The following is a 23,158-nucleotide window of genomic DNA, read 5'->3' as shown; positions in this document are numbered from 1 at the left end:
CGGTTTCAGAGCCGCTCGACGATCGTCACGTTCGCCTGTCCGCCGCCCTCGCACATTGTCTGGAGGCCGAACCGGCCGCCGGTGCGCTCCAGTTCGTGCAGGAGGGTCGTCATCAGTTTGACGCCGGTCGCGCCCAGGGGGTGGCCCAGGGCGATCGCGCCGCCGTTGACGTTGACCTTGGCGGGGTCGGCGCCGGTCTCCTTGAGCCAGGCGAGGACGACCGGGGCGAAGGCCTCGTTGATCTCGACGAGGTCGATGGCGTCGATGGTCAGGCCGGTCTTCTTCAGGGCGTGTGCGGTGGCCGGGATCGGCGCGGAGAGCATCCGGATGGGGTCCTCGCCGCGGACGGAGAGGTGGTGGACGCGGGCGCGGGGGCGCAGTCCGTGTTCGCGGACGGCCCGTTCGGAGGCGAGGAGCATCGCGGCGGCGCCGTCGGAGACCTGGGAGGAGCAGGCGGCGGTGATGGTGCCGCCGTCGACGACCGGCTTGAGGGCGGCCATCTTCTCCAGGGAGGTGTCCCGGCGCGGCCCCTCGTCCACCGAGACCGGCCCGTAGGGGACCGTCTCGCGCTCGAAGCGGCCCTCGTCGATGGCGCGCAGCGCCCGCCGGTGGGAGCGCAGGGCGAACTCCTCCTGGTCCTGGCGGCTGATGCCCCACTTGGCGGCGATCATCTCGGCGCCGCCGAACTGGTTGACGGGCTGCCGGCCGTACCTGGCCCGCCAGCCCTCGCTGCCGAGGAAGGGGCCCTCGGTCAGTCCCAGGGGCTCGGCGGCCTGGCGGGAGGCGAAGGCGATGGGGATCTGGGACATGTTCTGGACGCCGCCGGCGACCACCAGGTCCTGGGTGCCGGAGAGGACGGCCTGCGCGGCGAAGTGCACGGCCTGCTGCGAGGAGCCGCACTGCCGGTCGACGGTCACGCCCGGCACCTCCTCGGGCAGCCCGGCCGCCAGCCAGCAGGTCCGGGCGATGTCACCGGCCTGCGGTCCCACCGCGTCGAGGCAGCCGAAGACGACGTCCTCGACGGCGGCCGGGTCCACACCCGACCGCTCGACCAGGGCCCTCAGCACATGGGCGCCCAGGTCGGCCGGGTGGACCCCGCTCAGTCCGCCCCCGCGCCGCCCGACGGGCGTGCGTACCGCTTCGACGATGTAGGCCTCGGCCATGTCAGCAACTCCCTCGCAAGAAAGGGGTTTTCAACGAATGGGTGAGCTATTCGCGGACGGCGATCCCGTCCAGCACCATCGACAGGTACTGCCGGGCGATCTCCTCCGGGCTGTGCTGTCCGCCGGGCCGGTACCAGGAGGCGGCGACCCACACGGTGTCGCGCACGAACCGGTAGGTGAGGCGGACGTCGAGGTCGGCGCGGAAGACGCGCGCGGCGACCCCGCGCTCCAGCGTGGTCAACCACGCCTTCTCGAACCTGCGTTGCGACTCGGCGAGGAAGCCGAACCTCTCCTGCGCGACCAGTTGCCTGCTCTCCTTCTGGTAGATCGCGACGGCGGCGCGGTGCCGGTCGATCTCCCGGAAGGACTCGGTGACCAGGGCTTCGAGGGTCTCGCGGGGACCGAGTCCGGCGGCCAGGACGGTGTCGTAGCCGTCCCAGAGCTCGTCGAGGAAGGTCCGCAGGATCTCCTCCAGCATCGATTCCTTGGAGTCGAAGTGGTAGTAGAGGCTGCCCGCGAGCATGCCCGCGTGGTCCGCGATCTTGCGTACGGTGGTGGCGTTGTAGCCCTGCTCGGCGAAGACCTCGGCGGCGGTCTCGAGGAGTTCGCGGCGCCGGGCGGGGGCCGCGGTCACCTGGGGCTTCTTCTTGGTCGGCACGGGTCCATTGTGTTCCTATGCGTGCTGGCTGCTGACGGAGAGGACCTCTCCGGTGAGGTACGAGGAGTAGCCGGACGCCAGGAAGACGATCGCGTTGGCGACCTCCCAGGGCTCGGCGTACCGCCCGAAGGCCTCGCGGGCGGTGAGCTCCTCCAGCAGTTCGGCGGAGGTCACCTTCACCAGGTGCGGGTGCATGGCGAGACTGGGCGCCACGGCGTTGACCCGCACCCCGTACTCGGCGGCCTCGATCGCCGCGCACCGGGTCAGCGCCATCACCCCGGCCTTGGCGGCGGCGTAGTGCGCCTGTCCGGCCTGGGCCCGCCAGCCGACGACGGAGGAGTTGTTGACGATGACCCCGCCGTGCCCACTCTCGCGAAAGAGCCGCAGGGCGGCGCGCACGCACCGGAAGGTGCCGCCCAGGGTGACGTCGAGGACCCGCGACCACTGCTCGTCGCTCATGTCGGCAAGAGCCGAAGTCCCGCCGAGTCCCGCGTTGTTGACGACGATGTCCAGCCGTCCGTGCTCCCGCGCGGCGGCGAGGAACAGGGCCTGCACCTGGGCCTCGTCGGTCACGTCGCAGGGAAGGGCGGTCACGGCCCCCGGATGGAGGCCGGCCAGCTCGGCCTCGTACTCCTTCAGCCGCCGCGCATGCGCGTCGCTGATCAGGACGCGTGCGCCCTCCTCCAGGAAGCGGCGCGCGGTCGCACCGCCGATGCCCGCCCCGGCCGCGGCCGTGATGACGGCGGTGCGCCCCTCAAGCAGCCCGTGCCCGGGCACGTACTCCGGACTCTCGACGCCTGTCATGGACTCACGCTAACCTACCAAACACTTGTTAGGGAAGGATGGTGACGGCGACCGTGGACCTGACCCACACCCCGGCCGACGAGGAGTTCCGCGCCGAGGCCCGCGCCTGGCTGGCGGAGCACGTACCCGATCCTCCGCTTCCCTCCCTGGAGACCGCGGAGGGCTTCGCGGCGCACCGCGGCTGGGAGGCCGAACTGGCCGCGGACCGCTGGTCGGTGGTGTCCTGGCCGGAGCGGTACGGCGGCCGGGACGCGGGGCTGATCCGCTGGCTGGTCTTCGAGGAGGAGTACTACGCGGCGGGCGCGCCGGGCCGGGTCGGCCAGAACGGCGTCAGCCTGCTCGCGCCGACGCTCTTCGACCACGGCACGGAGGAGCAGCGCGCGCGGGTGCTGCCGCCGATGGCCAGGGGTGAGGTGGTCTGGGCACAGGCGTGGTCCGAGCCGGAGGCCGGCTCGGACCTGGCCTCCCTGACCTCCAGGGCCGTGCGGACGGACGGCGGCTGGCTGATCGGCGGCCAGAAGACCTGGTCGTCACGGGCGGCCTTCGCCGACCGCGCGTTCGGCCTGTTCCGCAGCGAGCCGCAGCCGGCGAAGCCGCACCAGGGGCTCACCTACCTGATGTTCGACCTGCGCGCACCGGGCGTGACCGTCCGCCCGATCGGCCGGCTCGACGGGAAACCGGCGTTCGCGGAGCTGTTCCTGGACGAGGTGTTCGTGCCCGACGAGGACGTGATCGGCGAACCGGGCCAGGGCTGGCGGATCGCGATGTCGACGGCGGGCAACGAGCGGGGCCTGACGCTGCGGTCGCCGGGCCGGTTCCTGGCCGCCGCCGACCGGCTGCTGCACCTCTGGCGGGCGCGGGGCGCCCCGGAGTCCGCCGCGGCCCGGGTGGCCGACGCCGTCGTCGGCGCCCGCGCGTATCAGCTCTTCACCTACGCGGCCGCCTCCCGTTTCCTGGACGGCGAGTCGCTGGGCCCGGAGTCCAGCCTCAACAAGGTGTTCTGGTCCGAGCTGGACCTCGCGCTGCACGAGACGGCGCTCGATCTGCTGGGCCCGGACGGCGAGTTGACCGACTCGCCGTGGTCCGAGGGGTACGTCTTCTCGCTCGCCGGTCCCATCTACGCGGGCACCAACGAGATCCAGCGCGACATCATCGCCGAGCGGCTGCTCGGCCTGCCGAAGGGACGCCGTTGACATGCGTTTCCTCCTCGACACCGAGCAGCGCGACTTCGCCGGCTCCCTGCGGGCGCTGCTGACAGCAGCGGACACACCGACGGTGATACGGGACTGGAGCCGCGGGGAGCAGACGAGCGGGCGGGCGTTGTGGGGCCGTATCGCCGAGGCGGGGGTGTTCGGGCTGGCGGTGCCGGAGGAGTACGAGGGAGCGGGCCGACGGCCGGTGGAACTCGCCCTCGCTTTTGTGGAGTTGGGCCGGTTCGCCGTGCCGGGGCCGTTGGTGGAGACGGTGGCGGCGGCGGTGCTGCTCGGTGCGGGGGCGGACCTCGCCAAGCGGTTTCTGCCGGGGATCGCGTCGGGCGGGACGATGGTGACCGTGGAGTCCGGCGGGGTCGCGCTGGACGGGGACGCGGCGGACGCGCGGCTCGCGATCACGCCGGACGGCCTACGGCTCTCCCCCGGCGCCGGTCCGGTGCGTCGCTCCCTGGACCCCGCGCGCCGGCTGACGCCTCTCCTGGCGGGGGGTGAACTCCTCGACGCCGGGCCGCCGTTGGAGCGGGCGATCGCCTGGGCCCGGCTGGCCGTGGCCGCGCAGGCGCTGGGAGTGGGGCTCGCGCTGCTCGACAGAACGGTGGCGTATGTCAGGCAGCGGACCCAGTTCGGGGTGCCCATCGGGTCGTTCCAGGCGGTCAAGCACCGGCTGGCCGACGCGAAGATCGCCCTTGAGTTCGCCCGGCCGCTGGTCTTCGGGGCGGCCGTGACGATGACTCCGTCGGATGCGGCCGCGGCGAAGCTGCGCGCGTGCGAGGCGGCGTGTGTGAGTGCGGGGGCCGCTCTGCAACTGCACGGCGCGATCGGCTATACCGCCGAGTACGACCTGTCGCTGTGGCTGACCAAGGCGCGGGCCCTGCGGGCTGCTTGGGGGACGCCGGAAGAGTGCAGAGGGGTGGTTCTCGATCGTCGCTGACTGCGGGCCGGTGGGGGCTGGTCGCGCAGTTCCCCGCGCCCCTCAAAGACAGGGGCGATTCAGTGGTGATCCCCGCTCGTGATCTCCCGGTACTCCTGCTCCGTCGGCTTCGGGATGTGGGTGTCCGGGCCGAACATTCCCTTGGCCAGGCTCGCCCGTAGCCGCTGGGAGACGGTGACCTTGCGCCGTACCCCGTTCGCGTCCTCGCGCGGGCCGATCTCGTACGGCGGGTTCTGTTCGTGCTGGGTGAGGGTGAACAGGTGGTCCTGGGTGAGGGGCTCGTGGACCTCGATGTACTCGCCGTGCGGGAGCATCTTGATCAGGCCGGTCTCCCTGCCGTGCAGGACCTTGTCGCGGTCCCGGCGCTGCAGGCCGAGGCAGATCCGTTTGGTGAGGACGAAGGCCAGGACGGGGACAAGGAAGACGGAGACCCGGACGAACCAGGTGATCGAGTTGATGGAGAGATGGAGATGGGTGGCGACGACGTCGTTGCCGCCGCCGATCAGCAGGACGACGTAGACGCTCAGCCAGGCCACGCCGAGGGCGGTGCGCACGGGGGTGTTGCGCGGCCGGTCGAGGATGTGGTGCTCGCGTTTGTCGCCGGTGATCCACGCCTCGATGAACGGATAGACACCGATGGCCAGCAGGAACAGCGGGAAGATCGAGAAGGGGATGAAGACGCCCAGCTCCAGGGTGTGGCCCCAGGCGTTGATCTCCCAGCCGGGCATCACCCGGATCAGGCCCTCGGAGAAGCCCAGGTACCAGTCGGGCTGGGCGCCGGTGGTGACCAGGTCGGGGCGGTAGGGGCCGAACGCCCACACGGGGTTGATGGTGGCGATGCCGCCCATGAGCGCGAGGACGCCGAAGACCAGGAAGAAGAACCCGCCGGCCTTGGCCATGTAGACCGGCAGGAAGGGCATGCCGACCACGCTCTTCTGGTCGTGTCCGGGCCCCGGGTACTGGGTGTGCTTGTGGTAGAAGACCAGGATCAGATGGGCGACGACCAGGCCGAGCATGATCCCCGGCAGCAGGAGGACATGGATCGGGAAGAACCGGGAGATGATGTCGTGGCCCGGGAACTCCCCGCCGAACAGGAACATCGAGATGTACGACCCGACGATCGGCATCGACAGGATCGCGCCGTCGGCGAACCGGACGCCGGTGCCGGAGAGCAGGTCGTCGGGGAGCGAGTAGCCGGTCAGACCGGTGAGGATGGCGAGGAACAGCAGGGTCCAGCCGAACAGCCAGTTGACCTCGCGCGGCTTGCGGAAGGCGCCCGTGAAGAACACCCGCATCATGTGGACGAACATCCCGGCCACGAAGACCAGCGCCGCCCAGTGGTGGATCTGCCGGATCAGCAGCCCGCCGCGTATGTCGAAGCTGATGTGCAGCGTCGACTCGTACGCCTTGGTCATGATGATGCCGTTCATCGGGCCGTAGGTGCCGTGGTAGACGACCTCGGCGCCGCTGGGCTCGAAGAACAGGGTGAGGTAGATGCCCGTGAGGATCAGGATGAGGAAGCTGTAGAGGCAGACCTCGCCCAGCATGAAGGACCAGTGGTCCGGGAACACCTTGCGCATGTTGGCCTTGGCCAGGGAATACAGCCCCAGCCGGCTGTCGGCCCAGTCCGCGAGCTTCTCGCCCTTGGCCGGGGGATCCGCCCTGCGCGCGGAATCAGTGAAACTCCCCATCCGTGCCTGGCCGTTCACCGTTCGTGCCGCGTCGTCCATACGTCGCGTCGCCTCCCCGCCGGATCACTCCTCAGGGTGGCATGACAGGACCCCGACAGCCAACGGTCCCGCGTAAAGTCGGCCGAGTCGGCCCCGGCTCAGCCGGCCCGTACGATGCCCGCCGCCCGCGCCGCCGCCAGCCACTGCGGGAACTCGCCGACGAGGCGGTCGTACAGCTCGCCGTCCGGCACCTTCCTCGGGTCCGAACCGGCGTGGAAGAAGCCCGCGTTGTCCACGGCCCGCTTGCCCGGCACCGCCAGTTCGTCGAGCTTGCGCAGGAAGTCGAACTGTTTGCTGCCCGGGTCGCCGAAGCCGACGAACTGCCAGAACAGCGGCAGCTTGGCCGCCTTGCACAGATAGCGTTCCGCGGCGAGCTTGTTGATGGGGCCGCCGTCGGTCTGGAAGACGACCAGGGCGGGATCGGTGGCGCCGCTGTCGAGGTAGTGGTCGATGACCGCGTCCATCGCCAGGTGGTAGCTGGTCTTGCCCATGTGGCCGAGCCCGGCCGCGATCTTCTCGATACGGCCCTGGTGCTCGGCGAGCCTGATCTCGGTGACCGCGTCGATGTCGGTGGAGAAGAAGACGACGGGGACCTGGCCGTCGTCGTCCAGGTGCGCGGAGAGCCCGAGCACCCGGTCGGCCAGGGCCTGGACGCTGCCGTCCGCGTAGTACGGCTTCATCGAGCCGGAGTAGTCGACGACCAGGTAGACGGCGGCACGCAGGCCGCCGAGTCCGTGCTTGGTGAGGGAGATTCCGGCGGAGCGATAGGCGCCGACAAGGGCGGGCGCGGTCTGCTCCACCTTGCTGAGACTGATCGCGGACATGCCCTGCTCTCCCTCATTTCACGGTCGGGAGGCCGAGGTTACTTGATCAGCGGACATGCGGCGGCGCCTGCCCATCGTCCGGTCGGGGACTCGCGGGCAGGCGCCGTCAGTGTTCCGTACGCCGTTGTACGGGACGTCTCTTGGAGGGTCAGACCATCAGGGAGCGGTCCGTCGGGCGGATCGGGGCCGGGAGGTCGCTCGCGCCCGTGAGGAAGCGGTCGACACCCTTGGCGGCCGAGCGGCCCTCGGCGATCGCCCAGACGATCAGGGACTGGCCGCGGCCCGCGTCACCCGCGACGAAGACACCGGGGATGTTGGTCTGGAAGTCGGCGTCGCGGGCGACGTTGCCGCGCTCGTCGAGGTCGAGACCGAACTGGTCCACGACACCGTTGACCCGGTCGGTGCCGGTGAAGCCCATGGCCAGGGTGACCAGCTGGGCCGGGATCTTGCGCTCGGTGCCCGGCTTCGAGGTCAGCTTGCCCTCGATGAACTCCACCTCGGCGAGGTGCAGCCACTGGACGTTGCCGTCCTCGTCGCCCTCGAAGTGGGTGGTGGAGACGGAGTAGACCCGCTCGCCGCCCTCCTCGTGCGCGCTGGTGACCTTGTAGAGCATCGGGAAGGTCGGCCACGGCTGGTTCGGCGCGCGGTCCTCGCCCGGGCGGGGCATGATCTCCAGCTGGGTGACCGAGGCCGCGCCCTGGCGGTGGGCGGTGCCCACGCAGTCCGCGCCTGTGTCGCCGCCGCCGATGACGACCACGTGCTTGCCCTCGGCCGAGATGGGCGACACCACGTAGTCGCCCTCCTGGACCTTGTTGGCCAGGGGGAGGTACTCCATCGCCTGGTACACGCCCTTCAACTCCCGCCCGGGGACGGGGAGATCACGGGCGGTGGTGGCGCCGGCGGCGATGACGACCGCGTCGTACCGCTTCTTCAGGTCGGTCGCCTTGAGGTCGACGCCGATCTCGATACCGGTACGGAAGCGGGTGCCCTCCGCGCGCATCTGCTCGATGCGGCGGTTGATGTGCCGCTTCTCCATCTTGAACTCGGGGATGCCGTAGCGGAGCAGGCCGCCGATGCGGTCGGCGCGCTCGTAGACGGCGACCGTGTGGCCGGCCCGGGTCAGCTGCTGGGCGGCGGCGAGGCCCGCCGGGCCCGAGCCGATGACGGCGACGGTCTTGCCGGACAGGCGCTCGGGGGCCTGCGGGGCGACGGTGCCCGCGTCCCACGCCTTGTCGATGATCGAGACCTCGACGTTCTTGATGGTCACGGCCGGCTGGTTGATGCCGAGCACGCAGGCCGACTCGCACGGGGCCGGGCAGAGGCGACCGGTGAACTCCGGGAAGTTGTTGGTCGCGTGCAGGCGCTCGGAGGCCGCCGTCCAGTCCTCGCGGTAGGCGAAGTCGTTCCACTCGGGGATCAGGTTCCCCAGCGGACAGCCGTTGTGGCAGAACGGGATGCCGCAGTCCATGCACCGGCTGGCCTGCTTGCTGATGATCGGCAGCAGCGAGCCGGGGACGTAGACCTCGTTCCAGTCCCGGACACGGTCGGCGACGGGGCGGGTCTTGGCGACCTCACGGCCGTGGTTCAGGAAGCCCTTCGGGTCAGCCATTGATCGCCGCCTCCATCATCTTCTCGTGGGTCTCGGTCTCGGAGAGACCCGCTCGCTCGGCGGCGTCCTTGGCGGCGAGCACTGCCTTGTAAGTGCCAGGAATGATCTTGCTGAACCGCTGCACGGCCGCGTCCCAGTCGGCGAGCAGCTTCTCGGCGACCGTCGAGCCGGTCTCCTCGGCGTGCCGGCGCACGACGTCGTGCAGCCACTGCTTGTCCGCGTCGTCCAAGGCCTCGATCGCGTCCACGCTAGCGACGTTGACGTTGTCGCGGTCCAGGTCGATCACGTAGGCGACACCGCCCGACATGCCGGCCGCGAAGTTGCGGCCCGTCTCGCCGAGGACGACCGCGTGGCCGCCGGTCATGTACTCGCAGCCGTGGTCGCCCACGCCCTCCGAGACCACCAGCGCACCGGAGTTGCGGACGCAGAACCGCTCGCCGGTCCGGCCGCGCAGGAACAGCTCGCCGCCGGTCGCGCCGTACGCGATGGTGTTGCCCGCGATGGTGGAGTACTCGGCGAGGTGGTCGGCCGCCCGGTCCGGACGGACGATGACCCGGCCGCCGGAGAGGCCCTTGCCGACGTAGTCGTTGGCGTCGCCCTCCAGGCGGAGCGTGACACCGCGCGGCAGGAAGGCGCCGAAGGACTGGCCGGCCGAGCCGGTGAAGGTGATGTCGATGGTGTCGTCGGGCAGACCCGCGCCGCCGAACTTCTTCGTCACCTCGTGGCCGAGCATGGTGCCGACCGTGCGGTTGATGTTGCGCACCTTGATCTGGGCGCGCACCGGCTGGGCGTCGGTGGCGCTGGAGGCGGCCAGAGCGTCGGAGGCGAGCTTGATCAGCTCGTTGTCCAGGGCCTTCTCCAGGCCGTGGTCCTGCGCGACGGTCTGGTGCAGCGAGGCGCCCTCGGGGAGTTCGGGCACGTAGAAGAGCGGGGCCAGGTCGAGGCCCTGCGCCTTCCAGTGGTTCACGGCACGGGTGACGTCGAGCGCCTCCGCGTGGCCGACGGCCTCCTCGATGGTGCGGAAGCCCAGCTCGGCGAGGATCTCGCGGACCTCCTCGGCGATGAACCGGAAGAAGTTCACCACGTACTCGGCCTTGCCGGAGAAGCGGTCGCGCAGCACCGGGTTCTGGGTGGCGACGCCGACCGGGCAGGTGTCGAGGTGGCAGACGCGCATCATGATGCAGCCGGAGACGACGAGCGGCGCGGTCGCGAAACCGAACTCCTCGGCGCCGAGCAGCGCGGCGATGACCACGTCACGGCCGGTCTTCAGCTGGCCGTCGGTCTGGACGACGATGCGGTCGCGCAGGCCGTTGAGCAGCAGGGTCTGCTGGGTCTCGGCGAGGCCGAGCTCCCAGGGGCCGCCCGCGTGCTTCAGCGAGGTCAGCGGGGAGGCACCCGTGCCGCCGTCGTGGCCGGAGATGAGCACGACGTCCGCGTGGGCCTTGGACACACCGGCCGCGACCGTGCCGACGCCGACCTCGGAGACCAGCTTGACGTGAATCCGGGCCTTCGGGTTCGCGTTCTTGAGGTCGTGGATCAGCTGGGCGAGGTCCTCGATGGAGTAGATGTCGTGGTGCGGCGGCGGGGAGATCAGGCCGACACCGGGGGTGCTGTGCCGGGTCTTGGCGACCCAGGGGTACACCTTGTGGCCGGGCAGCTGGCCGCCCTCGCCGGGCTTGGCGCCCTGGGCCATCTTGATCTGGATGTCGTCCGCGTTGACCAGGTACTCGGAGGTCACGCCGAAGCGGCCGGAAGCCACCTGCTTGATCGCCGAGCGGCGCGCGGGGTCGTACAGCCGGTCCGGGTCCTCGCCGCCCTCACCGGTGTTGGACTTGCCGCCCAGCTGGTTCATGGCGATGGCGAGGGTCTCGTGGGCCTCGCGCGAGATGGAGCCGTACGACATGGCGCCGGTGGAGAAGCGCTTGACGATCTCGGAGACCGGCTCGACCTCGTCGATGGAGATCGACGGACGGTCGCTCTTGAAGCCGAACAGACCGCGGAGCGTCATGAGGCGCTCGGACTGCTCGTTCACACGGTCCGTGTACTTCTTGAAGATGTCGTAGCGGTTGGCACGCGTCGAGTGCTGGAGGCGGAAGACCGTCTCCGGGTCGAACAGGTGCGGCTCGCCCTCGCGGCGCCACTGGTACTCGCCCCCTATCTCCAGGGCGCGGTGGGCCGGCGCGATGCCGGAGGCCGGGTAGGCCTTGGCGTGGCGGGCGGCGACCTCCTTGGCGACGACGTCGAGGCCGACGCCGCCGATCTTGGAGGCGGTGCCGTTGAAGTACTTGTCGACGAAGCCCGCTTCGAGACCGACGGCCTCGAAGACCTGGGCGCCGCGGTAGGAGGCGACCGTGGAGATGCCCATCTTGGACATGACCTTCAGGACGCCCTTGCCGAGGGCGTAGATCAGGTTGCGGATGGCCTTCTCGGCGTCCATGCCCGGCAGGAAGGTGCCCGCGCGGACCAGGTCCTCGACGGACTCCATGGCCAGGTACGGGTTGACCGCGGCGGCGCCGAAGCCGATCAGCAGGGCGACGTGGTGGACCTCGCGGACGTCACCGGCCTCGACGAGCAGGCCCACGTGGGTGCGCTGCTTGGTGCGGATGAGGTGGTGGTGGACGGCCGCGGTGAGCAGCAGCGAGGGGATCGGCGCGTGCTCGGCGTCCGAGTGGCGGTCCGACAGGACGATGAGACGGGCGCCGTTCTCGATGGCGGCGTCGGCCTCGGCGCAGATCTCGTCGATGCGCGCGGCGAGGGCGTCACCGCCGCCGGAGACCCGGAACAGACCGGAGAGGGTCGCGGCCTTGAAGCCGGGCATGTCGCCGTCGGCGTTGATGTGGATGAGCTTGGCCAGCTCGTCGTTGTCGATCACCGGGAAGGGCAGCACGACGGACCGGCAGGACGCGGCGGTCGGGTCGAGCAGGTTGCCCGCGGGGCCGAGGGACGAGCGCAGCGAGGTGACGAGCTCCTCGCGGATGGCGTCCAGCGGCGGGTTGGTGACCTGCGCGAACAGCTGGGTGAAGTAGTCGAAGAGCAGCCGCGGGCGCTCGCTCAGCGCCGCGATGGGCGAGTCGGTGCCCATGGAGCCGATCGGCTCGGCGCCGGCCTTGGCCATCGGCGCGATGAGGACGCGCAGCTCTTCCTCGGTGTAGCCGAAGGTCTGCTGGCGGCGGGTGACCGAGGCGTGGGTGTGCACGATGTGCTCGCGCTCGGGCAGGTCGCCCAGCTCGATCTCGCCGGCCTCCAGCCACTCCGCGTACGGCTGCGCGGCGGCGAGGCCCGCCTTGATCTCGTCGTCCTCGATGATGCGGTGCTCGACGGTGTCGACGAGGAACATCCTGCCGGGCTGCAGCCGGCCCTTGCGGACGACCCTGGCGGGGTCGATGTCGAGGACGCCGACCTCGGAGCCGAGGACGACCAGGCCCTCGTCGGTGACCCAGTAACGGCCGGGGCGCAGACCGTTGCGGTCGAGAACGGCGCCGACCTGGGAGCCGTCGGTGAAGGTGACGCAGGCGGGGCCGTCCCAGGGCTCCATCATCGTGGAGTGGAAGCCGTAGAAGGCGCGGCGGGCCGGGTCCATGGAGTCGTGGTTCTCCCACGCCTCCGGGATCATCATCAGCACGGAGTGCGGCAGCGAACGCCCGCCCAGGTGCAGGAGTTCCAGCACCTCGTCGAAGGACGCCGAGTCGGAGGCGTCGGGCGTACAGATCGGGAAGACGCGGTCGAGCTTGTCCTGCGGGCCGAACAGGTCGGAGACCAGCTGGGACTCGCGGGCGCGCATCCAGTTGCGGTTGCCCTTCACGGTGTTGATCTCACCGTTGTGGGCGACGAAGCGGTAGGGGTGCGCGAGCGGCCACGACGGGAAGGTGTTCGTGGAGAACCGGGAGTGCACGAGCGCGATCGCGGACGCGAAGCGGCGGTCGGACAGGTCCGGGAAGAAGGGCTCCAGCTGGCCGGTGGTCAGCATGCCCTTGTAGACGATGGTCCGCGCGGACAGCGACGGGAAGTAGACGCCCACCTCGCGCTCGGCGCGCTTGCGCAGCACGAACGCCTTGCGGTCCAGCGCGATGCCCTCGCTGGCGTGGTCGGTGACGAAGACCTGCCGGAAGGCCGGCATGGTGGAGCGGGCGGTGGCGCCAAGCAGCCCCGGGGCGACCGGAACCTCGCGCCAGCCGAGGACCGTCAGGCCCTCCTCGTCCGCGATCGTCTCGATCCTCGAGACGGCGTCCTGGGTGCCGTCCTCCGGGAGGAAGGCGATACCGACGGCGTACGAGCCGGCCGTCGGCAGGTCGAATCCGGCCACCTCGCGGAAGAAGGCGTCCGGCACCTGGGAGAGGATGCCGGCGCCGTCCCCCGAATCGGGCTCCGAGCCGGTGGCGCCGCGGTGCTCCAGGTTGCGCAGAACCGTGAGCGCCTGTTCGACCAGCGCATGGCTCGCCTCACCGGTGAGGGTGGCCACGAAGCCGACGCCACAGGCGTCGCGCTCGTTGCGGGGGTCGTACATACCCTGCGCAGCAGGGCGAGCATCCATGAACGACCAGTTCCGGCCATTCGGGGAATGCTGGGACGGCTGGCGCGGCGTACGCATCGGCTCTCCCGTCGTCGTCAGTGGCATATAGCAGGTGCCGAGGGACGACGCTGGCCCTCTGCGTTTTTGTTGCGAAATTTCACGCAGGTTACATGATGAAGCGGTTCTCGGGAACTGGATACACCGTTTCAACATGCGGACGCCGCAGGGGTTTACGGCGAGGGACCGCTCCAGGCGGTGAAGGTGGTGTGGGACCGATCCGGACAGATCAATGTCCATCGGTCCAAGGGGGCGGGGTGAACGCGATCGTCACCCCACGGATGTGCGACAGGCGTCGTTGCCCGCGGTGCTTACGGCTCATGCCCAGTGGTTAAGCATTCGAAACCAGCGGGTAACGGGTACTTATGCGGCCCAACGCATAGGTACCAGTCGCACTATCCTACGGCCGTCCCGAAGAACATGCCCAGGGCGTACGTCACACCGGCCGCCGCACCGCCCAGCGCGAGCTGTCGCAGACCGCTGAACCACCAGCTCCGCGCGGTCACCCTGGCCACCACGGCGCCGCAGCCGAACAGTCCGGCGAGCGCCAGCAGCAGGGCGGGCCAGAGCGCGGTCGCGCCGAGCAGGAACGGCAGCACGGGCAGCAGTGCGCCCAGCGCGAACGACCCGAACGACGACACGGCGGCGACCAGCGGCGAGGGCAGATCGCCGGGGTCGATGCCGAGCTCTTCCCTGGCGTGTATCTCCAGCGCCTGCTCCGGGTCGGCGGACAGCTGCCGGGCGACCTCCCGCGCGAGCCCCGGCTCGACACCCCTCGCCTCGTACAGCGCGGCCAGCTCGGCCTCCTCGTCCTGCGGGTGCTTGCGCAGCTCCCGCCGCTCGACGTCCAGCTCGGCCTCGACGAGCTCGCGCTGCGAGGCGACGGAGGTGTACTCGCCGGCGGCCATGGAGAAGGCGCCGGCCGCGAGACCCGCGAGCCCGGTGATGACGATGGTCTGGTGACCGACGGCCCCGCCCGCCACGCCGGTCATCAGGGCGAGGTTGGAGACCAGTCCGTCCATCGCGCCGAAGACGGCAGGCCGCAGCCACCCTCCGTTGACATCACGATGGGTGTGGTTGTCACGGTGGGCTTCGTGCAGTGTCGCCTGGGTCTCGATGACGGCCATGAGGGTCCCCCAAAAGGTCTCGAAGTGGTGCGCGGAGCAGGCCCCGAATAAGCTGAGGCAAAGCTAAGTTTGGACAAGTTCTATCTTTCGACAACGCTGACAGTACGCCGCGCCATTCCCCTCCGCCAGCAAGGAAAGGCTGGGCTAAGCTGCGGCTTTACCCCTCTCCGCTCAGTTGTGCGATAGGCTGCACAAATGTCGACCGGGTGATGTAGAGGCCTCGGAGGCTGCGGTCAACCGCCGTTGGTGGGACACATCCGCAAACGGTTCCGCGCCCCGCGCGAGACCCCTCCCGGAGAGGCCCGCCCATGTCATCGATCGTCTGCTCACCGCCGGTCCCCGCCCCCGACGGGCCCGCCTCCGAACTGCACGACCGGGCTCGGGGCGCACTGCTGGGCCTGGCCGTGGGCGACGCGCTCGGGGCGCCGGCGGAGAACATGAAGCCCTCCGAGATCCGCGCCCGCTGGGGCCGCATCACCGGATACGTGACCGACAGCCCCGCCGGTACGGACGACACGGAGTACGCGATCTTCTCCGGCCTGCTCCTCGCCCGGCACGGCTCGGCACTCACCCCGGCCCATGTGGAGGCCGCCTGGCACGAGTGGATCGCCGACCGCGCCGAGGGCCCCTTCAAGGGCGCGGGCTTCAGTGAACGCGGCACGCTGGAGAACCTCCGCCGGGGCCTCGCCGCGCCCATCTCCGCCCAGCACCGGCACGCCTGGAGCGACGGCCTGGCCATGCGGGCGGCCCCCTTCGGCGTCTACGCGGCGGGCCGCCCCGCCGAGGCGGCCCGGCTGGTCTCCATCGACGGCTCCGTCAGCCACGAGGGCGAGGGCATCTACGGCGGCCAGGCGGTGGCCGCGGGCGTGGCGGCGGCGATGGCGGGAGCCCCGCCGACGGCGGTGGTCGCGGCCGCGCTGGCGGTGGTGCCGGACGACTCCTGGACGGCCCGCTCGCTGCGCCGGGCCGTCTCGGTGGCCCACCGCGGCGAACGGGCGGTCCGCTCCGCGGTCGTCATCGGCGGCTACCCGTGGACCGACCTGGCCCCGGAGGCGGTGGCCCTGGCCTTCGGCGCCTACGCGGCGGCGGACGGCGACTTCCGGGAGGCGGTGCTGACGGCCGTCAACATGGGACGCGACGCGGATACGACGGCCGCGGTGGCCGGCGCGCTGGCGGGGGCGACGCGGGGTGAGAGGGCGATCCCGGCGGAGTGGGCGGCGGCGATCGGCCCGGCGCGGGGCAGCTGCCTGCCGTCGATGGCGGGACAGCATGTGCTGGAGGTGGCGGAGCTGGTGATCGGGGCGGCGCGAGCGAGGACCGAGGGCGGACCCTCGACGGCGGCTTCTGTGCCGACCGAGCCGGAGCTCTCGACGGCGGCCTCTCTACCGACCGAGCCGGAGCTCTCGACGGCGGCCTCTCTACCGACCGAGCCGGAGCTCTCGACGGCGGCCTCTCTACCGACCGAGCCGGGACTCCCGACGGCGGACTCCTTCCCGACCGAGCCGGAGCTCTCGACGGCGGCCTCTCTACCGACCGAGCCAGGACTCCCGACGGCGGACTCCTTCCCGACCGAGCCGGGACTCCCGACGGCGGACTCCTTCCCGACCGAGCCGGGACTCCCGACGGCGGACTCCTTCCCGACCGAGCCGGAGCTCTCGACGGCGGCCTCTCTACCGACCGAGCCAGGACTCCCGACGGCGGATCCCTTGCCGACCGAGCCGGGGCTCTCGGCGGCGGCCCTGCTGCCAACCGAGTCGGGTGGTGGGCGGGTGAGGTCTCGGGGGTCCAGGGGGCGGAGCCCCCTGGGCGTCGGCTGCGGCGAGGGGGACCGGTGAACCGGCGGCACATCGAGGGGCTCCTCCTCGGGCTCGCCGCGGGCGACGCCGCCGGCTGGCCCTCCGCCCGGCACCGCGCCGCCCGCATGCCGGAGTGGACCCGCCGTCTCACCCGCGAGCTCGACACCTTCGCGGAGCAGAACGCGACCACCACCCTCCCCGTCCCCATCGCCCTCAACCAACCCCCCGAGCCGCTCCGCCTCGGCCCCTCCGACGACGCCGAATGGGCCGCCTTCGCCGCCGAAGCCGTCCTGCGCGCCGGCGACGACACCCTCCTCGGCGACCTCAGCCGTGAGCTCCGTACCCGCGCCGCCATCGACCTCACCTGGACCGCCGTCGCGTCCGAGGTCGCCGCCGCCGCGGAACGCGCCCCGGAGATCGAGTCGGCCGTACTCCCCCTGCGCGCCCGCATCTCCGTCCGCGCCGGCCTCGGCAACCTCGCCACCGGCCTGCGCCCGCCCGCCACCGGCCACGACAACCCGCACTACTTCGACGACGCCGCCTGCGTCCGCGCCTGTGCGCTCGCCGTCGCCCACCCCGGCGATCCCCAACGCGCCGCCGACCTCGCCGAGTTCGACGCCCGCTACACCCAGGACGGCGACGGAGTGCACGGCGCCCGCGCGATGGCCGCGGCCGTCGCCCTCGCCCTGATCGGCGCCGAGGTCGAGACCTGTGTGGCCACGGCCCTCGCTGAACTCCCCGAGTCCACCGAGATCGGCCGCAACGCGCGCCACGCCCTCACCCTCGCCGGCACCACGGACACCGCGTTCGCCCTGATCCCCCTCCTCGAACACCAAATCGTCGACCACGTCTACAGCTACGGCATCGCCGCCGCCGAGACCGTCCCGGTCGCCCTCGCCCTCGCCACCGCCGCGCGCGGCCGGATCGCCGAGGCCGTGCCCGCCGCCGCCTGCCTCTCCAGGGTCGCCGACTCGGCCCCCGCCCTGGCCGGCGCGCTCACCGGCGCCCTCGGCGGCGGCGACTCGATCCCGGCGCCCTGGCGGGACGCCTGCCGCACCCTCTCCGGCTGCGCCCTTCCCCGCCTCACCGGCACCGACCTCGTGGAACTCGCCGAACTCCTGGAAGCAGCACAACCGGCCCGTCCAGGTGGATGATTCGGTGCATGACGCCCAAAGGAGAAGAAAGCGCCGGAGCTTCGCTGGACGACCGGATCACCGGAGCGCTCGTCGGGGCCGCCGTCGGCGACGCCCTCGGCGGCCCGGTCGAGGGCTACTCCCCCGACCAGATCCTCGAACGCCACGGCGGCCGCGTCCACGGCATCGTCGGCCCCTGGAACGGCGACGCCTGGCGCACCGCCCGCCCCGTCGCCCCGTACCACAAGGGCGACGGGCACGTCACCGACGACACGTTGATGACCCATGCGCTGGTACGGGTGTACGACCGCGTACGCGACCACCTCGACGCGTACGCGGTCGCCGACCACCTGGTCCCCGACCTGATGACCAACCCCCGCTGGATCCCGGAACTGGAGACGGAGACCATCCCCCTCCACCGGATCTTCCTCGCGGAGAAATGGCTGGCGGCCCGTCTCCACTACGGCCATGTCGACCCCCGGGAGGCCGGCGTCGGCAACATCGTCAACTGCGGTGCGGCGATGTACATGGCGCCGGTCGGCCTGGTCAACGCGGCGAATCCGCGTGCCGCGTACGCCGAGGCGCTGGACGTCGCGGGCGCCCACCAGTCGTCGTACGGCAGGGAGGCCGCGGGCGTCTTCGCGGCGGCGGTGGCGGCGGCCGCCGCCCCCGGCGCGACGCCGGACTCCGTCGTCACCACCTGTCTGTCCCTGGCGAAGGACGGTACACGGACGGCGATCGAACAGGTCTGTGAAGTGGCCTCGCACCACACCGACTTCGAGTCGGCGCTGACTCCGCTGCGGGGGGCGGTCGCCCCGTACGACACGGTCGGCCCCGACTACCGCGCCCCCTCCCTCGGCGCCCGCCGTCCCTCCCGCCTGCACGCGATCGAGGAACTCCCGGTCGCGCTGGGCATGTTGCTGGTGGCCGACGGCGACTACCGCCGGGCCGTCCTGGGTTCCGTCAACTACGGCCGGGACTGTGACTCGATCGCGACGATGGCGGGCGCGATCGCCGGTGCGCTGGGCTCCGCCGTACCGGAGGAGTGGTCGAAGCGGGTCGCGGAGGCGAGCCGGCTGGACCTGTGGGAGCCGGCGCGCGTCCTGGCCGCCGTGGCCCGGGAGGTCTTCGCCCGTGACATGGAACGCCGGCGCGCCCACGAAGCGTCCTTCACGAGCCTCGGGGGGACCGGGTGCTCCGCCTGACCTGGGTCCAGCCGGAGGATCTGCTGGGCCACGAGGTGCGCCAGGCGCGGCAGGACGGACGGGAACCGTCGGCCGTCGAGGCGCGGTGGCGGGCAGCGGGGGGCGCGGAAGCGCCGAGTCGAGCCGGTGCGTCGGTGGACCGGGCGTCACGCTATCTCCGCCAGCTGGCGGAGGATCTGCTGGACGAACTCGCGGATCTGCCGAGCAGGTTGTACGAGCCGACGGATCTGGCACAGATCAAGGCGCTGTGTCCGGAGTGGCCGTCGTACGGCTGCGGGCCGGTGGGGGCTGGTCGCGCAGTTCCCCGCGCCCCTGACGGGGCACGTCGCAGCGGCACCCTGCCGGCGCCGGTCAGCGAACCCACCCGCCCCCAGCCCCCACCCGCCCGCGCCTACCACGCCGCCTGGCTGGGCCGGGCCGTCGGCTGTCTCCTGGGCAAACCCGTAGAGAAACTCCCCCTCCACGCCATCCGCCAACTCGCCGCGGCCACCGGCAACTGGCCCCTGAACCACTACTTCACCGCCCACGGCGTACCGGCCGAGCTCCTCCTCGCCCACCCCTGGAACCGCCGCTCCGCCCCCACCTCCCTCGTCGAGAACATCGACGGCATGCCCGAGGACGACGACCTCAACTACCCCCTCCTCAACGTCCTCCTCCTGCAAGGCCACGGCCGGGACTTCACCACCGGCGACGTGGCACGGCTCTGGCTCGACGAACTCCCCGCCGGCCGTACCTTCACCGCCGAACGCATCGCCTACCGCAACCTCCTCTCCGGCGTCGAACCCCCGCGCACCGCCCGCCACCGCAACCCCTTCCGCGAATGGATCGGCGCCCTGATCCGTGCCGACGTGCACGGCTGGACCAACCCCGGCGATCCGGCCGCCGCGGCCGAACAGGCACACCGCGACGCCACCCTCACCCACACGGCCAACGGCGTCTACGCGGCGATGTTCACGGCGGCCGTCGTCGCGACCGCCGCCACCGGGACCCATGACGTGCACGCCTGCCTGCGCAGCGGCCGAGCCGTCGTCCCGCCCCGCTCACGGCTCGCCCGAGCCATCGATCACGCGATCGAACTGGCGCGCACGCAGGCCGACTTCGACACCGTCGTGGACGAACTGCACGCCACCCACGCCGCCACCCACCACTGGGTACACGCCATCCCCAACACCGCACTGATCGCCGCCGCCCTCACCCACGCGGACGGCGACTTCACCGGTTCCGTCTCCCGCGCGGTGAGCGGCGGTTGGGACACCGATTCGAACGGCGCGACCGCCGGCTCCGTCGCCGGGCTCCTCGCGGGCGACCCCGATGCCCTCCCCGAACGCTGGACGAACCCCCTCAAGAACCGACTCGCCACCTCCGTCGCCGGTTTCGACGGCACCGGCTTCGACACCCTCGCCCACCTCACCCACCTGGAGGCGACCCGCCCATGACCCATATCGCCGTACTCGGCAGCACCAACATGGACCTCGTCGCGTACGCCGAGAGGGCCCCGCGGCTCGGCGAGACCGTGACGGGACGGGAGTTCCGTACGATCCCCGGCGGCAAGGGCGCCAACCAGGCGATCGCCGCGGCCCGCGCCGGCGCCACCGTGTCGATGATCGGCGCGGTCGGCCACGACTCCTACGGCGTCCGGCTGCGCGAGACCCTCGAACACTCCGGCGTGGACACCGACTCGCTGCGCACGATCGAGTGCCCCTCCGGCACCGCGCACATCGTCGTGGACGACGAGGGCGGCAACGCGATCGTCGTGGTCCCCGGCGCGAACGGCACCGTCGACCATCTCTCCCCCGGCGACGAGGGCGTCATCGCCTCCGCCGACAGGCTCCTGCTCCAGCTGGAGATTCCCCTGGCGGCGGTCGTGGCGGGTGCGCAGGCCGCCCGCCGCCACGGCGTGCACACCATCCTCACCCCGTCCCCGGTCCGCCCCCTCCCATCCGAACTCCTCGACAACGTTGATCTGTTGGTGGCCAACGAGCGCGAGGCCGCGGCCCTCACCGACCGCGCCGACCCACGCGACGCGGCCGCCGCCCTGCTCGACCTGGTGCCGCAGGTCGTCGTCACCCTGGGCGCGGCCGGCAGCCTCTACCTCACCCGCGACGCCCAGCCCCTCGTCATCCCCGCGCCCCGGGTGACCGCCGTCGACTCGACGGGCGCGGGCGACACCTTCGTCGGCGCCCTCGCGGTCGCCCTGGCCGAGGAGAAGCCGGTCCGCGAGGCCCTGTCCTGGGCGGCCGCCGCGGCCGCGCTCGCCGTGCAGCGGGAGGGGGCGTCCACGTCGATGCCGTACCGCCCGGAGATCGAGGCCCAGTACACCGCATGAGTACGACACCCATGAGTACGACGACACACCCCCAGCCCCTCTCCGGCCTGCGCGTCCTCGATCTCGCCACCCTCTTCGCCGGACCCCTCGCCGCCACCCTGCTCGGTGACTTCGGTGCCGAGGTCATCAAGGTGGAGCACCCCGCCAAGCCCGATCCCTCGCGCGGCCACGGCCCGGCCAAGCAGGGCGTCGGACTGTGGTGGAAGATCCTCGGCCGCAACAAGCGGGCCGTCACCCTGAACCTGTCGAAGCCCGGTGGCCGCGCGACGCTGCTGAAGCTCGCCGCGACCGCCGACGTGATCATCGAGAACTTCCGTCCGGGCACCCTGGAGAAGTGGGACCTGGGGTGGGAGGAGCTGTCCGCCGCCAACCCCCGGCTGATCCTGACCCGGGTCACCGCCTTCGGCCAGTTCGGGCCCTACGCCCACCGGCCCGGCTTCGGCACCCTCGCCGAGGCGATGAGCGGTTTCGCGGCGATCACCGGCGAACCGGACGCGCCCCCGACCCTCCCTCCGTTCGGGCTCGCCGACTCCATCGCCGCCCTGGCGACCGCGTACGCCGTCATGACCGCGCTCGCCGCCCGGGACCGTACCGGCGAGGGCCAGGTCGTGGACATGGCGATCATCGAGCCGATCCTGACGGTCCTCGGGCCCCAGCCCACCTGGTACGACCAGCTCGGTTACGTCCAGGAGCGCACCGGCAACCGCTCCACCAACAACGCCCCGCGCAACACCTACCGCACGGCGGACGGGGGCTGGGTCGCCGTCTCCACCTCCGCCCAGTCGATCGCGGAACGCGTACTGCGGCTGGTCGGGCGCCCGGAGCTGATCGACGAGCCGTGGTTCGCGACCGGCGCCGACCGGGCCGCGCACGCCGACGTCCTCGACGCGGCCGTCGGTGACTGGGTCGCCACCCGCACCCGCGCCGAGGTGCTGGCCGAGTTCGAGAAGGCGGAGGCGGCGGTGGCGCCGATCCAGGACGTGCGGGACGTCATGGAGGACCCCCAGTACCAGGCGCTGAACACGATCACCACCGTCCCGGACCCCGAGCTGGGTCCGCTGCGTATGCAGAACGTCCTCTTCCGGCTCTCCTCGACCCCCGGCGCGATCCGCTGGACCGGCCGTCCGCACGGCGCCGACACGGACGAGGTCCTCACCGAACTGGGCCTGACCCGGGCGCAGCAACGGGCCCTGCGCGAGGAGGGCGCCGTATGACCGCCCCCCACTTCCCGCTGACCTGGCTGTACGTCCCCGGTGACCGGCCGCAGGTCGTCTCCAAGGCGCTGGCCTCCGGCGCGGACGTGGTGGTGATCGACCTGGAGGACGCGGTCGCCCCCGACCGCAAGGACTGCGCCCGCGCCGCCACCGCCGACCTCCTCACCCATCCTCAGGCGGTCCCGGTCCACGTCCGCATCAACGCGCTGGACACACCCTGGGCGAAGGACGACCTCCGGGCCCTGCTCGGCCTGCCCGGCCTCGACGGCCTGCGGCTCCCCAAGGTGTCCGGCCCCGCCGACATCCGGCACATCGCCGAACGGACCACCGCCCTCCCCCTCTACGCCCTCCTCGAATCGGCCCTCGGCATCGAGCACGCCTACGCCATCGCCGCCGCCCATCCCGCACTGCGGGGCATCTCCCTCGGCGAGGCGGATCTACGGGCCGACCTGGGCGTACGGGACGACATCGGGCTCGACTGGTCCCGCTCCCGGATCGTGGTCGCCGCGCGGGCGGCGGGCCTCGCGCCACCGCCCCAGTCGGTCCACCCCGACACCCGCGACCTCAACGGGCTGGCCGCCTCCTGCGCGCACGGCCGCGCCCTGGGCTTCCTGGGCCGCGCCGCCATCCACCCGCGCCAGCTCCCGATCATCGAACGCGCCTACCTCCCCACGGAGGCGGAACTGGAACAGGCCGAGACGGTCATCAAGGCGGCCACCACGGAACAGGGCGCCCAGGCCCTCCCGGACGGCAGCTTCATCGACGCGGCGGTCGTGGCCCAGGCCCGCAGGACCCTCTCCCTGATCAACCGCCGCTAGACCTCCTGTTGTCCTTCCGCGCACGAAGAGGGCGCCCGGTTC

At 71.6% G+C, this 23,158-nt stretch carries 17 protein-coding genes; 9 read left to right on the top strand and 8 right to left on the bottom strand.

The features are described from left to right. Positions 1 to 5: 5 nt before the first annotated feature. From AB0D85_RS06310 to AB0D85_RS06300, 3 genes are read right to left on the bottom strand one after another with little or no spacing between them, the layout of a single operon-like run. Positions 6 to 1,163, bottom strand: coding sequence for an acetyl-CoA C-acetyltransferase (locus AB0D85_RS06310; protein WP_362314397.1), 1,158 nt, complete (start codon positions 1,161 to 1,163; stop codon positions 6 to 8). A 46-nt stretch (positions 1,164 to 1,209) separates the two neighbouring features. After that, a complete protein-coding gene (locus AB0D85_RS06305) occupies positions 1,210 to 1,821 on the bottom strand; it encodes a TetR/AcrR family transcriptional regulator (protein WP_362314394.1) in 612 nt (203 codons plus the stop codon). A 15-nt stretch (positions 1,822 to 1,836) separates the two neighbouring features. Further along, a complete protein-coding gene (locus tag AB0D85_RS06300; protein WP_362314392.1) occupies positions 1,837 to 2,625 on the bottom strand; it encodes an SDR family oxidoreductase in 789 nt (262 codons plus the stop codon). A 53-nt stretch (positions 2,626 to 2,678) separates the two neighbouring features. Here AB0D85_RS06300 and AB0D85_RS06295 point away from each other — a divergent pair, with 53 nt between their 5' ends. Both AB0D85_RS06295 and AB0D85_RS06290 read left to right on the top strand, forming a co-directional pair. Further along, positions 2,679 to 3,818: an acyl-CoA dehydrogenase family protein gene (locus tag AB0D85_RS06295; protein WP_362315199.1), complete on the top strand. Its 1,140-nt coding sequence runs from the start codon at positions 2,679 to 2,681 to the stop codon at positions 3,816 to 3,818. A gap of 1 nt (position 3,819) precedes the next feature. Further along, positions 3,820 to 4,767 (top strand): acyl-CoA dehydrogenase family protein, encoded by a 948-nt coding sequence (locus tag AB0D85_RS06290; RefSeq protein ID WP_362314389.1) that lies wholly within the window; start codon positions 3,820 to 3,822, stop codon positions 4,765 to 4,767. 59 nt (positions 4,768 to 4,826) lie between these two features. On the opposite strand, the gene AB0D85_RS06285 is transcribed toward AB0D85_RS06290, so the two are convergent. The 5 genes from AB0D85_RS06285 to AB0D85_RS06265 form a co-directional block, all read right to left on the bottom strand. After that, positions 4,827 to 6,458, bottom strand: a complete 1,632-nt coding sequence (locus AB0D85_RS06285; protein WP_362315197.1) for a cytochrome bc complex cytochrome b subunit — start codon at positions 6,456 to 6,458, stop codon at positions 4,827 to 4,829. Positions 6,459 to 6,595: 137 nt separating this feature from the next. Then, positions 6,596 to 7,321 (bottom strand): VWA domain-containing protein, encoded by a 726-nt coding sequence (locus AB0D85_RS06280; RefSeq protein WP_362314386.1) that lies wholly within the window; start codon positions 7,319 to 7,321, stop codon positions 6,596 to 6,598. Between the two features lie 148 nt (positions 7,322 to 7,469). Then, entirely contained in the window at positions 7,470 to 8,930 is a 1,461-nt protein-coding gene (locus AB0D85_RS06275) for a glutamate synthase subunit beta (protein WP_362314383.1), read from the bottom strand. After that, positions 8,923 to 13,518, bottom strand: coding sequence for a glutamate synthase large subunit (gltB, locus tag AB0D85_RS06270; protein ID WP_362314380.1), 4,596 nt, complete (start codon positions 13,516 to 13,518; stop codon positions 8,923 to 8,925). The genes AB0D85_RS06275 and gltB overlap by 8 nt, the downstream gene beginning before the upstream one ends. A 374-nt stretch (positions 13,519 to 13,892) precedes the next feature. Next, on the bottom strand, positions 13,893 to 14,624 hold the full coding sequence (locus tag AB0D85_RS06265; RefSeq protein WP_362314378.1) for a VIT1/CCC1 transporter family protein: 732 nt from the start codon (positions 14,622 to 14,624) through the stop codon (positions 13,893 to 13,895). 308 nt (positions 14,625 to 14,932) lie between these two features. Between AB0D85_RS06265 and AB0D85_RS06260 the strand changes: the two genes are divergently transcribed. From AB0D85_RS06260 to AB0D85_RS06230, 7 genes are read left to right on the top strand one after another with little or no spacing between them, the layout of a single operon-like run. Next, positions 14,933 to 16,459: an ADP-ribosylglycohydrolase family protein gene (locus AB0D85_RS06260; RefSeq protein WP_362314375.1), complete on the top strand. Its 1,527-nt coding sequence runs from the start codon at positions 14,933 to 14,935 to the stop codon at positions 16,457 to 16,459. Next, positions 16,438 to 17,574, top strand: a complete 1,137-nt coding sequence (locus AB0D85_RS06255; RefSeq protein ID WP_362315194.1) for an ADP-ribosylglycohydrolase family protein — start codon at positions 16,438 to 16,440, stop codon at positions 17,572 to 17,574. The genes AB0D85_RS06260 and AB0D85_RS06255 overlap by 22 nt, the downstream gene beginning before the upstream one ends. A gap of 8 nt (positions 17,575 to 17,582) precedes the next feature. Further along, complete coding sequence (locus AB0D85_RS06250; protein ID WP_362314373.1) at positions 17,583 to 18,758, top strand: ADP-ribosylglycohydrolase family protein; 1,176 nt, start codon at positions 17,583 to 17,585, stop codon at positions 18,756 to 18,758. After that, a complete protein-coding gene (locus AB0D85_RS06245; RefSeq protein ID WP_362314370.1) occupies positions 18,746 to 20,194 on the top strand; it encodes an ADP-ribosylglycohydrolase family protein in 1,449 nt (482 codons plus the stop codon). Before AB0D85_RS06250 ends, AB0D85_RS06245 begins: the two co-directional genes overlap by 13 nt. Then, positions 20,191 to 21,084: a ribokinase gene (gene rbsK / locus AB0D85_RS06240; RefSeq protein WP_362314367.1), complete on the top strand. Its 894-nt coding sequence runs from the start codon at positions 20,191 to 20,193 to the stop codon at positions 21,082 to 21,084. Before AB0D85_RS06245 ends, rbsK begins: the two co-directional genes overlap by 4 nt. Positions 21,085 to 21,095: 11 nt before the next feature. Beyond that, complete coding sequence (locus tag AB0D85_RS06235; RefSeq protein ID WP_362314365.1) at positions 21,096 to 22,298, top strand: CoA transferase; 1,203 nt, start codon at positions 21,096 to 21,098, stop codon at positions 22,296 to 22,298. Next, the gene (locus AB0D85_RS06230; protein WP_362314363.1) at positions 22,295 to 23,116 is read left to right on the top strand and encodes a CoA ester lyase; all 822 of its coding nucleotides are present in this window, start codon (positions 22,295 to 22,297) and stop codon (positions 23,114 to 23,116) included. The genes AB0D85_RS06235 and AB0D85_RS06230 overlap by 4 nt, the downstream gene beginning before the upstream one ends. Positions 23,117 to 23,158: the final 42 nt, after the last annotated feature.

Origin of the sequence: Streptomyces sp. NPDC048277 (assembly GCF_040652235.1) — a bacterium.
In the GTDB taxonomy this organism is placed as follows: domain Bacteria; phylum Actinomycetota; class Actinomycetes; order Streptomycetales; family Streptomycetaceae; genus Streptomyces.
Note: the sequence above shows the minus strand (reverse complement) of the source record. Positions and strands in the feature narration are given on the sequence as shown.